This window comes from Paraburkholderia sp. PGU19 (genome assembly GCF_013426915.1).
In the GTDB taxonomy this organism is placed as follows: Bacteria; Pseudomonadota; Gammaproteobacteria; order Burkholderiales; family Burkholderiaceae; genus Paraburkholderia.
Genome location: NZ_AP023180.1, coordinates 2,448,866 through 2,461,029 on the forward strand (window position 1 = coordinate 2,448,866; position 12,164 = coordinate 2,461,029).

General features: G+C 61.4%; 9 protein-coding genes and 1 pseudogene. 7 read left to right on the forward strand and 3 right to left on the reverse strand.

Going from position 1 to position 12,164, the window contains the following annotated elements; genetic code table 11:
• The first annotated feature begins 161 nt into the window (after nucleotides 1-161).
• The 4 genes from H1204_RS28645 to H1204_RS28660 all read left to right on the forward strand — a co-directional run bounded on the left by H1204_RS28645 (nucleotide 162) and on the right by H1204_RS28660 (nucleotide 5,597).
• Nucleotides 162-1,064, forward strand: a complete 903-nt coding sequence (locus H1204_RS28645) for a LysR family transcriptional regulator (RefSeq protein ID WP_180731835.1) — start codon at nucleotides 162-164, stop codon at nucleotides 1,062-1,064.
• Nucleotides 1,065-1,286: 222 nt separating this feature from the next.
• Entirely contained in the window at nucleotides 1,287-1,484 is a 198-nt protein-coding gene (locus H1204_RS28650; protein ID WP_007731907.1) for a DUF3311 domain-containing protein, read from the forward strand.
• Complete coding sequence (locus H1204_RS28655) at nucleotides 1,481-2,956, forward strand: sodium:solute symporter (protein WP_180731836.1); 1,476 nt, start codon at nucleotides 1,481-1,483, stop codon at nucleotides 2,954-2,956. The genes H1204_RS28650 and H1204_RS28655 overlap by 4 nt, the downstream gene beginning before the upstream one ends.
• Before the next feature lie 235 nt (nucleotides 2,957-3,191).
• Nucleotides 3,192-5,597 (forward strand): transglycosylase domain-containing protein, encoded by a 2,406-nt coding sequence (locus tag H1204_RS28660; RefSeq protein WP_243468797.1) that lies wholly within the window; start codon nucleotides 3,192-3,194, stop codon nucleotides 5,595-5,597.
• An 8-nt stretch (nucleotides 5,598-5,605) separates the two neighbouring features.
• Here the strand turns inward: H1204_RS28660 and H1204_RS28665 are convergent, their stop codons facing one another.
• The 3 genes and pseudogenes from H1204_RS28665 to H1204_RS28675 form a co-directional block, all read right to left on the reverse strand.
• Nucleotides 5,606-6,427 (reverse strand): hypothetical protein, encoded by an 822-nt coding sequence (locus H1204_RS28665; protein ID WP_180731838.1) that lies wholly within the window; start codon nucleotides 6,425-6,427, stop codon nucleotides 5,606-5,608.
• Nucleotides 6,428-6,448: 21 nt separating this feature from the next.
• A complete protein-coding gene (locus H1204_RS28670; protein WP_180731839.1) occupies nucleotides 6,449-7,912 on the reverse strand; it encodes a hypothetical protein in 1,464 nt (487 codons plus the stop codon).
• Nucleotides 7,913-8,025: 113 nt separating this feature from the next.
• A pseudogene (locus H1204_RS28675) lies at nucleotides 8,026-8,946 on the reverse strand (DUF72 domain-containing protein).
• Between the two features lie 354 nt (nucleotides 8,947-9,300).
• Here H1204_RS28675 and H1204_RS28680 point away from each other — a divergent pair.
• From H1204_RS28680 to H1204_RS28690, 3 genes are all read left to right on the forward strand, one after another.
• Complete coding sequence (locus tag H1204_RS28680) at nucleotides 9,301-9,609, forward strand: hypothetical protein (RefSeq protein ID WP_036001651.1); 309 nt, start codon at nucleotides 9,301-9,303, stop codon at nucleotides 9,607-9,609.
• A gap of 269 nt (nucleotides 9,610-9,878) precedes the next feature.
• Complete coding sequence (locus H1204_RS28685; protein WP_180731840.1) at nucleotides 9,879-11,531, forward strand: acyl-CoA synthetase; 1,653 nt, start codon at nucleotides 9,879-9,881, stop codon at nucleotides 11,529-11,531.
• 325 nt (nucleotides 11,532-11,856) lie between these two features.
• Nucleotides 11,857-12,111 (forward strand): H-NS family nucleoid-associated regulatory protein, encoded by a 255-nt coding sequence (locus H1204_RS28690; protein ID WP_007731923.1) that lies wholly within the window; start codon nucleotides 11,857-11,859, stop codon nucleotides 12,109-12,111.
• Nucleotides 12,112-12,164 lie beyond the last annotated feature (53 nt).

A 12,164-nucleotide genomic window follows, 5' to 3' on the forward strand; every position in this document is an offset into this window, starting at 1 on the left:
TCTCCGTTATTGAATGGCCTTTGCTTCTCGTGACATCGGCGGTGCCGTTGTCTGAAGCAGTGATTGAAGTGTAGGTCAATCAGAGTGGCTATAATCGATGTCAAAAGAGAATCACTGTCACATTGAAGTGGACAATTAACGTGTAACGCAAGGGCAAAGCCATGCAGCTAGACGATCTGAAGATTTTCGTCGCCACCGTCGACGCGCGCAGTTTCACGGCGGCCGCGATCCGCCTGCAGCTGTCGAAGCAGTTCGTCAGCCGCCGCGTGATGGCGCTGGAGGCGAGCCTCGGCGTGCGGCTGCTGGTGCGCAATACGCGCAAGCTCGCGGTGACGGACCTCGGCTACGAGTTCTATCAGCGCGCGACGCGCATCCTCGGCGACGTTGAGGACGCCGAGCAGGCGATGTCGTCGGGGCGCTCGGACCCGCGTGGACTGCTGCGCGTAAGCGCGCCGATGTCGTTCGGGATGATTCATCTGTCGCCGCTGGTCGCCGCGTTTCTGCGCGCGAATGCGGACGTGCGTATCGATCTGGAGTTGAGCGACCGCGTCGTCGATGTGGTCGGCGAAGGTTTCGACATGGCGCTGCGCATCGGCACGCTCGCGGATTCGACGCTGATCGCCCAAAAGCTCGCTGAAATTCGCATGGTCGCGTGTTGCAGCCCGGCCTATCGCAAGGCGCGGCGTCCGCCCGCGACGCCCGAGGATCTCGCGCGCCATGCGTGCCTGCTATATGGGCAGGAAGCGCGCAGCGGCTGGGAATACCTGGTGGATGGCGCGAGCCGGACCATCGAGGTGCATGGCCCGCTGCGCGTGAACAACGGCGAAGTGATCCGCGATGCTGCGATTGCGGGGCTCGGCATTGCGCGTCTGCCCGAATTCATCGTGGCCGATGCGCTGGCGAGCGGCAAGCTGGTCGAAGTGCTCGGTGAGTACGTCTCGCCACCGTTGACACTGTATGCCGTGTACCCCCAGCACCGGCAGGCTTCCGTGACGATACGCGCGTTCACGCAGTTCTTGCGCGACCGTTTTGCCAAAGCCGTTAAAGCGTTAGACAGCAAATAACCCAGCGTTCCAGGCAATCAATTGAAAGCTTCTGCGTGCATTGGATAACGGCTGGTTACCGTACGAGCAGCAATAAAGCTTTTCGCAGATAATGCGCGTACCTTTGCGGGCGCGTGTAACAGGCGCGCGCAACAGGCGCCTGCGTGAATATGCACGTTCACGCCTGTTTGCCATGCGCACCAGCAAAGCGGATTCAATCAGATAGACCAAAGAGGGACAAACGTGGAACCTACCGAACCGGCCGGCCGTTCATGGCTCTGGCTCATCTTGCTGATCCCCTATATCGCGCTGCTGTGGCTGCCTTTCTATAACGACACGCGCCCGTCATTCGCCGGCTTTCCTTTCTTTTACTGGTATCAGTTTCTGTGGGTTCCGCTCACGTCGCTGCTGATCTACGTCGTGTACCGGGGCATTAAATGAGCGATCTGAACCCTGTGAACCCGGTCGCGATGACCGTCTTCGTCGCATTCTTTCTTCTCGTCACCGTATTAGGTTTCGTTGCCGCGCGCTGGAAAGCGGGCGATCTCACGCAACTGCACGAGTGGGGTCTTGGCGGCCGGCAATTCGGCACGATCATTTCGTGGTTTCTGGTAGGCGGCGATTTCTATACGGCCTATACGGTGATCGCCGTGCCCGCACTGGTCTATTCGGTCGGCGCGTATGGCTTCTTTGCACTGCCGTATACGATCATCGTCTATCCGTTCGTGTTCGCGGTGATGCCGAAGCTGTGGAAGATCGCGCACGCCAAGAATCACATCACGGCAGCTGACTACGTGCAAGGCGAGTACGGCGGCAAGTGGTTCCCGGCGGCCGTCGCGCTGACGGGCATCGTCGCGACGATGCCGTATATCGCGCTGCAGCTGGTCGGCATGCAGGTTGTCATCAAGGGACTTGGCATTTCGGGCGAAGCACCGCTCGTGATCGCGTTCATCATCCTCGCGCTCTATACGTATACGAGCGGCCTGCGCGCGCCGGCGATGATCGCGTTCGTCAAGGACATCATGATCTATATCGTCGTGATCGCGGCGGTGTGGCTGATTCCGTCGAAGCTCGGCGGCTATGGCCATGTGTTCGATGCGGCGGACACCTACTTCAAGGCCAAAGGCGGCGCGACGGGCATCATCCTCAAGCCGACGCAGTTCACCGCGTATGCATCGCTTGCGCTCGGCTCGGCGCTCGCGGCCTTCATGTATCCGCACACGATGACGGCCGTGCTGTCGTCTTCGTCGATGCAGACCGTGCGCAAGAACGCGATCTTCCTGCCGGCGTACACGCTGCTGCTCGGCCTGATCGCGCTGCTCGGCTATATGGCGATTGCCGCGGGCGTACACGTAAAATCGCCGTCCGACATCGTGCCGACGCTGTTCGGCACGCTGTTCCCGTCGTGGTTCGTCGGCTTTGCGGCGGCGGCCATTGCGATCAGCGCGCTGGTGCCCGCTGCCATCATGTCGATCGGCGCGGCGAACCTGTTCACGCGCAATCTGTGGCGTCCGCTGGTGTCGCCGAACATGGCGCCTGCTCAGGAAGCCTCGACGGCGAAGATCGTGTCACTCGTCGTCAAGTTCGGCGCGCTGCTGTTCATCGTGTTCCTGCCCACGCAATACGCGATCGACCTGCAATTGCTCGGCGGCGTGTGGATTCTGCAGATCTTCCCGGCCATTGTGTTCTCGTTGTATACGCGCCGTCTGAACACGTCGGGGCTGTTCTTCGGCTGGCTCGTGGGCATCGTGCTCGGCACGGGACTCGCGATTTCGCAGGGACTCAAGCCCGTGTTTGCGCTGCATGTCGGCGATTCGACCTGGCCGCTTTATATCGGCCTGATCGCGCTCGTCGTGAACGTGATCGTGACGTTCTTCGTTTCGATGATCACGCCGAAGCGCGCTCACGCCTGATCGCGCTGTAGCCTTACGGTTCGGCCGAATCCGCCCGCGCAAGCGGTGGGGATTCGGCCGATGTCATTTCCGGCGTCGCATTACGATGCCGATTCTTGCAAAACGCCTGGACGTTCGCGCTGTTTTGGTAGGATGCAGCCTTTTCTGCCGATGGTGCGTTAGCGTGAGACAGTCGATACTGTCGTTCCTCCGGGAAATCTCCGTCTGGGCCTGGGCCCATGCAAAGCCGCCGCTCATGCGCGCGGTGCAACGTTTGCGCCGTCCGACATGGCGCGGCGTGGCGTTGTCGGTCGCCTCCATTCCCGCGCTTGTTCTTCTCTATGTGCTGATCCTGGTGCCGTTCACGCCGGGCATCGGCGACATACGCAAGGCAAAGATCGAACAGCCCGCGCAGATCTATTCGGCGGACGGCAAGCTGCTCGCGGAGTTCAAGCCGACTAACCGCGTGTGGATGAAGCTCTCCGACATCTCGCCGCATGTCGTCGATGCCTTGATCTCCACGGAAGACCATCGCTTCTACGAACACCACGGCATCGACTTCCGACGCACGGCAGGCGCAGCGCTGCATACGTTTTCAGGCGACCGCCAGGGCGGCTCGACGATCACGCAACAGCTCGCGCGCAATCTCTATCCCGACGACATCGGCCGCGCGCCCACGCTCACGCGCAAGATCAAGGAAGCGCTGACGGCCTTCAAGATCGAAGCCGTCTATACGAAAAGCGAGATTCTCGAAACGTACCTGAATACGGTGCCGTTTCTCTATAACGCGTACGGCATCGAGATGGCGGCGCGCACTTACTTCGACAAGTCCGCCGACAATCTGACCGTGCTCGAAAGTGCGACGCTGATCGGCATGTTGAAGGGCAACAGCTATTACAACCCGGTGATCAATCCCGAGCGCGCGCTGGACCGGCGCAATATCGTGCTCGGGCAGATGGTGAAATACGGGCGCCTTTCGCCCGCGCAATTCAATTCGCTCAAGGGAAAGCCGCTGCGCGTCGACTTCGAGCGTCAGACGGAGCCGCCCGGTCCCGCGCCGCATTTCGCGCAGCAATTGAAGAAGTGGCTGATCGCGTGGGCCGATGCGAACGATTACAACATCTACTCGGATGGACTCGTCGTGCGCACGACGATCGACGCCCGTCTGCAAACCATGGCGACCCAGGCGCTGACGTTCCAGGGCAACCAGTTGCAATCGATTGCGAATGCGGCGTGGAATGCGCGTAGCGCGTGCAGCGGGCATAAGGATGTGTTCGACGCGTTTATCCGCGAGACGCCCGAGTATCACAGTGCAAAAGATTCGGGCATGAGTGACGACGATGCGCTCAAGCATCTGTCGGCGGATCGCGGATTCATGAAAGCGCTGTGCGACAGCAAGACGCGCGTGCAGGCCGCATTCGTCGCGATGGACCCGCGCACTGGCGAGATCAAGGCGTGGGTCGGCAGCCGCGACTTTACGCAGGACCCGTACGATCACGTATCGCAGGCACGCCGTCAGCCGGGTTCGACGTTCAAGCCGTTCGTCTATGGCGCGGCATTCGAGCAAGGCGCAAAGCCCGACGATACCTTCCCCGATCAGGCCGTCGAAATCCCGCTGGCAGGCGGCGAAATCTGGCGGCCAAGCGACGAAGACGCGCCCAGCGGCCGTCCTATCACGCTGCGCGATGGCCTCGCGTATTCGCGCAACCGCATTACGGCGCAACTGATGGAATCGGTCGGTCCCGCGAAGGTCGCGCGGCTCGCGCGCGCAATGGGCGTGCGCGACAGCCAGCTCGACGCGGTGCCTTCACTGGCGTTGGGCACGAGCCCGGTGACGCTGAAAGAGATGGTGTCGTCGTACGGCACGATCGCGAATGAAGGCGCGTATGTCGCGCCGATGCTCGTCACGCGGATCGAAGACCGCAAGGGCGAAGTGCTCGCCGAGTTCCAGCCGTCGCGCGCCGACCGCGTAATGCCGATTGCGAGCGCGCAGACCTTGCTCGACGTGATGCGCTCGGTCGTTAACAAGGGGACGGGCTCGGCGATTCGCACGCGTTTCGGCATCCGCGCCGATGTCGCGGGCAAGACGGGCACGACGCAGGACAACGCGGACGGCTGGTTCATCCTGATGCATCCGCAACTCGTCGCGGGCGCATGGATCGGCTTCAACGACAGCCGCGTGACGTTGCGTAGCGACTACTGGGGGCAGGGCGCGCATAGCGCGTTGCCGATCGTCGGCGACTTCTTCCAGCGTTCGCTGCGCTCGCGTCTGGTTGATCCGCGCGCGAAGTTCGCGGAAGAGCCGCCGCCCGGCATGTTCGACACGTTGCGCATGAAGCTGCGCGCGTGGATGCAGTACCTGTTCTCGTCGTCGGCGAAGACTGAAACGCCTGCAACTGCGCCGCGGCCGAAGCCGCGTCCAGCACCTGCCGCGCCCACTGCGCCCGCGGTGCAGAATGCGTCGCCCGTTGCCGAGGCTTCTGCGCCGACGGATATCGAGCCGCCGCAAATCATTTCGCACGCCGCATCGCAGCCGCCGATTCTGCCTGCGCCGGGTGAAGCGAGCGCAGCGGCTGCGGCGAGCGCGCCCGCCGCCGTCAACAGCGAAGCGCCCGCGTTCGCGTCGACGCCTGCTGCGAACGCACCCGCCTCACAGCCTTGAACTGAGGCTCACTTCTTCGCTTTGCGTTTGGGCGCAGGAGAGGGCGCAGAAGGGGGCGCAGGCGCAGCGGACGGCTCGATGATCGGATAGGTATGCGGCGTGTAAAAGCGCCCAATGGGCTCACGCCCGTTGAACTTCTCGAAGTACTCATGCCAGTAATTCGCTGCGGCCCAGATCGCTTCAGGACATGATGCCCGCGATTCGAGCCCCGGCGTCAGGTCGAAATTCGCGGCGGCGCACACGGTTTCGATCATGCAGGTAGACGGCAATCCGTAGTTGTCGTGCAGCGGATTCGGCGTGCGTGCCGCGCCCCATGCATAAGCGAGCCAGCGCAACACATGTTCGAGCGCATCGAGTGTCGCGCGTGACTGCTCGAAGCTCGCCACCTTGTCGACCACCTTGTCCTGCGCAACGGGCAATGCGATCACGGCGATATTCGGAAAGCGCGAGGTGTCGTCGAAATCCGTCAACGGACGCGCGACCACGCCATTCACACGCGTCGCAAACGCGGGCCCTTCCGGCTGATGCAAAGGCACGTGCAACGCTTCGGCGTTCTTGAGCGTCGTGCTTGCGAGGCGCACGAGAATCGACTCGGACCAGAACGACGGCAACATGTCGTGCCGCAAATGCGATTGCGCGACGCGCACGCGAAACGCCAGCGTATCGCTGCCGCCCAGCAGCACGACATAAGTCCATTCATCGGGGCCGCCCGCTTTCATATCGCGTACTGCGCGCTCGCCCCATGCGGTATTGCTCTCGCCTTCGTTGCGCTCGAATGGCGTGAACTGCGGATTCGATTGTGTCGTCGTCGATCGTACGATCTTCAGCATGACATTGCCTCGTCTTTTTGATTAACGCGCGCGCAGTTCGAAGCGCGTCGTGGATTCCGATTGTGAAAGCGCTTTGTCGCTGGAAATGCCGTAGTACATGACCTGCATATCGACGCCGCTGCCCACGCGCGTGAACGACAGGATTGCAACCTGATCGCCGCGTCGTCCGAACTCCTGCTTGAGTGTGAAGCGGTGATTCACACCGAAGCGGTCGGGCACGTCCTCGGGATCGGAATGACGCGGCCACGCATTGCCGCCGCCGAAAATCCCTTTGACCGAATTGGCCGCTTCTTTCGCGGTGTCGAGCAACGGCGTGCGAATCAGCCGCGACGGCGAGGCGATTACTTCGTAAAGCGCCGTGCCCGTCTGCAGATCGTGACCCGATGCGACGCGTCCCCAATGCACGTCGCCCGTCATGTAGACGATGGGAATGCCGTTGTCCGCGAGCCGGCCCAAGGTCGCTTGCAGCACGTCGAACTGCGCGTAGTTCGGCATTTCGGCGTCGAAGGTTTTTTTGCGCCAGTTGCTTTCGGGCGGATCGATGAAAAGCGCCTGGCCCGAAGCGAGCAGGCCGACAACCGGTTGCCCTGCGGCGTGTGTATCGACGAGATCTTTTTCCCAGGCCTGCATCGCCGCAACGGCTTTAGGCCCCATCAACGATTTGAACGTATTGTCGCGGTCGCAGCGCATATCGACGAACAGCATCTTCAACGGCTCGACGTCGAGCCGGATCGCGCCGCCCGCGCCGCCCGGCGCGCCGCCAATCTGATAGTCCTCGTACAGCGCGCGCGCCGTGTCGCCGAGCAACTGGCGTGATCCGTCCGTCCACGTATCGGGCAACTGCTTTTGTGCAAACGGATAGTTGTTCCAGAACTCGTGATCGTCGGGAATGCACACGACGGGCGCGCGCTCCAGCACCGATTGCAACCCCGGCACGCGCAACGCGCCGGAGAGCCAGTTGAGGTAGTACTTGTTGGCGAGCAGTCGCGCGCGGTCGGGGTTCTGATCGGGCACGCGCTGCGTGAGTGGCAGATCGAGGTACACCTGGTCGCCCGCGAGCACGGTCAGATGCGGTTGCACCTTGATCTGCGAGACGATCGTGCCGAGCAGTCCGTCGATATCTTCCGGCTGCGAATAGCACGACGACAGCAGGATATTGAAGCTGCCGTCCATCAGTGTCGGCACTTCTTTCGGCAATGAAGTACTCGCGAATTCGAACTGTTCGCCACCTGCGTCGACAAGGATCTGACGCGGTCGCGATTCGTCCGGCACGTTGAAGCGCAGCACGCATTGATGATTGATGGCCTGACCGTTATCGTCGACGCTGAAATCGCGAATCGGAAAGAACGCGGGCGGCTCCAGCGCCACGGCCGCTTGCCGGTCGATGGAAACCTGTGGCACAGGCGGCGCGGCCACGCCGAACATGCCGATCCATAGCTGCAACAGGCCCGGCTGGCTGGTCTGCACATAAGCCGTCAGTAGCATCGGTGCACCTTTGTCTTTTTCGTCTTATGAAAGCTATTTGTCTGGTTCGAATAAGACGAGGCTAGTCGATGCAAACTGAATTGCAACCGGAAAGCGCTTTAATGCATTGGGTTTTAAAGATGCACGACACGTATTGACTCGAAGCGCTCTTGCTGAAGGATGCGAATCATCGAATGCGCGTTGCGTTGCGCGGCATCTTCAAAGCAGTTGTTGAATACGACATGCGTGCGCCCCGCGCGTTTTGCGATCTCCCGCACGGGCACCGCGATCTCTTCCAGTTCGCGCGCGGTGTAGTCGTAGTTGAAGCGGCCGGCTGCCGTCGTGCTGCCGCTCCAGGTCTTCGCATTGCGGCCGTGCAAGCGCACGATCACAAGCTCCGGCGACGTCGCTTCCCATACGGTATGCGCGCGGTTCGGCACGCCTTCGGGTGCATCCATCACCACATGCACGAGGCCGTGTTCGCGTTCGAATGCGAGCGTCGATTCGCGGTGCCGGTCGTCGAGCCAGCTGGCATTGCGGAATTCGAATGCCCTCAGATAGGGCGTCATCCTGTCCGCGCAGTGCCGCACGTGTGATTTGTCGCGCGGCCCGGTGGAGATCCACGGCGCGAACTGGAACAGCACAGCGCCGAGCTTGCCGGCGGTGTGCAGCGGCTACAGCGCTTCGAAGAAGCGCCGCCACATCTCGTCGATGATGTCGGGCGGCACATCACGGTAGTAGAGGTTTCTTTTATCGCTTTGCGGCAGCAGGGGCTGAATGTCCGGCGGGAAGAACTTGCGCTCTGTCTGATGCCCGGTGAAAAGCCGGAATGCCTTGACGTTGAACGTGAAGTGCTCAGGCGTGCGTTCGGCCCACAGCGCGCTGGTCGCGGCGCTCGGCATTGCGTAGTACGACGCATCGACTTCGACCATTGGAAACTGGCTCGAATAGAAACGCAGGCGTGCCTCGGCGCTCGTGCAGCCCTTCGGATAGAAGCGGCCGGATTTGATGAGTGTGGCGTCCGTCCACGACGCCGTCCCGACTTCGATCGACATGGCTCGTCTTCCGTGCAGGTCAGTGCGGCCATCGTACTGCAGGCGCGCGCGGATCATAAGCACGCTGAGTACTCGGCGCGGCCCGAACTGTGCGCCGCGCCGCATTGGTGCAAACCCGGCTTAAGAACAATTTACGCACGACCGTTATAGAAAGTGGAAGTCATTCGAAGATGCAGTCATTGCCTGCACTGACGCTGTCACGCGGCGGTTGGCGCCGCAGAGTACATCCGGACAGTGCCTGTGCAGCGCAGCGGTGCTCTTCGAATGGGTCCATCTGCAAGGGTCGATACGTGCCTGCTTCGTCTAACCAGACATAAGTGCTACGATGCCTGGGTGAGGACGATGGAGGTGGAAATGGCGACCTATGCTATCGATGCCGTACGCATTAACCCTATGACTGACCGCGTCACCCACGTCCGTTGGGCTCTCGTCAATCCAAAAACGAATGAGTGGCTCTCGCCGCACGAAATCGTCGAAGTCGCGGACGTCGTGACGGCCATTCATGCGGGCAATGCCGTGTGGTCGTTCTTCACGCTGGGCGGCCTGAATCTGCTGGGCCCCAAGATCAAAACGGTCTCTCACGCCGATGGCCACGACGGGATCGATACCGAAGTACCGGACGGCCACGTCGAGAAATTCATCGACGATCTGCCGCGCGTCTGATTTTCAGACGCGCGATGTTCTAAGGGCGAAGGCCCGATTTCCGGTTTGACCGCGCGGGCCGCGTTCGACGCGTCTGCCGCTCGCTCGGCGCTGCATTGCGGCTTCGCACAAAATCCTGCGCCAAGGCATTGTGCAGCGCTGATCTATGCGAAGCTTTTGCACGTGTATTACGCATGCACAATGCGTGAGTCACCGTGTTTCGAACCCGAAATCCATTGCCAAAAAACAACTGAATCGACGGGGCCGCGCGCTTCGGAGGAGACACAGCCATGACGCATATGTTCGAAGCGGGACTCGCCCGCCGCGACGCCAATCATGTTCCGCTGACGCCAATCGATTTCATCGCGCGGGCCGCTGAAGTCTATGGCGACCGGCTGGCCGTCGTGCATGGCGACGTGCGCCGCACGTGGCGCGAGACGTATGAGCGCGCGCGGCGTCTTGCGAGCGCGCTGCAACGCGCGGGCGTCGCGCGCGGCGAAACCGTGGCGGCGCTACTGCCCAACATTCCGCCGATGATCGAAGCGCATTTCGGCGTGCCGATGGCGGGCGCCGTGCTCAATACGCTGAATACGCGGCTTGATGTGGCATCGATTCTTTACATGCTGCGGCATGGCGAGGCGAAAGCGCTGATCGTCGATACCGAATATGGAGAGCTTGCGCTGCGCGCCGCGCGTGAGTTTCCGCAATTGCGCATTATCAGCGTCAGCGATGCGCAGCCCGCCGACACTCGCCATTTCCCGAACGCGTCCGACTACGAAGCTTTCCTGCAAGAGGGCGATCCGCAGTTCGCATGGACGTCGCCCGCCGATGAATGGGACGCCATCGCGCTCAACTACACGTCGGGCACGACGGGCGAGCCGAAGGGCGTCGTCTATCACCATCGCGGCGCCTATCTGAACGCGCTCAGCAATATCCTCGAATGGGACATGCCGAAGCATGCGGTGTATCTGTGGACACTGCCGCTGTTTCACTGCAACGGCTGGTGTTTTCCGTGGACGGTTGCGGCGCGCGCGGGCGTCAACGTCTGCATGCGCAAATTCGATCCAAAACTCGTATTCGAACTGATTCGCCGCGAGCGCATCACGCACTATTGCGGCGCGCCCATCGTGCAAAGCGCGCTGGCGAATGCGCCTGCCGAATGGCGCGACGGTATTGCGCACCGCGTGTCGACGATGGTGGCGGGCGCGGCGCCGTCGCCTGCCGTGATCGCGCGCATGAAGTCGATCGGTTTTGACCTGACGCACGTGTACGGCTTGACGGAAGTGTATGGCCCCGCCTCCGTCTGCGCGAAGCAGGACGCATGGGACGCGCTCGACGACGACGAACGCGCGCGGCTCAACGCGCGTCAGGGCGTGCGCTACCACTTGCAGGCGGCCGTCGACGTGCGCGACCCCGATACGCTCGAACCCGTGCCGCGCGACGGCGAGACGATCGGCGAGCTGATGTTTCGCGGCAATATCTGCATGAAGGGCTATCTGAAGAACGAGCGCGCAACCGAGGCCGCATTCCGCGGTGGCTGGTTCCATACGGGCGATCTCGGCGTGATTACCGAAGACGGCTACGTGCGCATCAAGGACCGCAGCAAGGACATCATCATTTCCGGCGGCGAGAACATTTCGAGCATCGAGATCGAGGATGCGCTGTACCGTCATCCGGCCGTGTCGGTGGCCGCCGTGGTTGCGATGCCGGACGCGAAATGGGGCGAGGTGCCTTGCGCATTCGTCGAACTGAAGGACGGCGCGGACGCGAGCGCCGAGGAAATCATTGCGCATTGCCGTCAATTGCTGGCCGGATTCAAATTGCCTAAAGCGGTCTTCTTTGGCGAATTGCCGAAAACCTCGACGGGCAAGATCCAGAAATTCGAATTGCGCGCACGCGTGAAGTCGTCGAGCGCGATCGATCAGGAGCAGGGGAAAAAGTAGCATGCTTATGGTCCGATCATCGCAAACGTAGAGCCCGTGCCGCTTTCCGCAGCTATCGAAGCACCGCGTCCGACGCGCACGCACGGGAATGAATGCTAGAATCCCGAGAAATCAGGGAAGCGACCTTGGTTCTTCAAGGTTCATGGCGAATTCCAGTACGCACCATGCGGGTTTTTCGCCGCCATTCAATCTGTCGAAACGCGCTGACAACTTCATTCGGCAGAAGTTGGTGAATCCGTATTAAGGCTTCGCTGCAAATGCGAAGCCAATAATCTATTTAACGCGTGCTTATTGGCCGCGTAATTCGATACGTTATCGGCACGTTATGAAAGAGCGAGAGGAACATCGGACGCTCGACCTCGACGGTCAAGCTCGTGAGCGCCTGGTCTTGTGGATCCGTCGTCGCATGGATGAATTTGGCATTACGCTTGAAGCGCTCGAAGAGGCGCTGATCGCCGATGCCGCCGTGCCGAAATACCGCGACGCGTTCGGGCACGAATGGGACGGCAAGGGCGATCGCCCCGACTGGCTCACACGCGCTATCAACGCTGGTCAGGACATCGAGCATTTCCGCGTCTGAGCGCCGCATTCGCGGGCGCTCCTATGGTTTTTTGTCTTCCCGTTTCCGCTTTC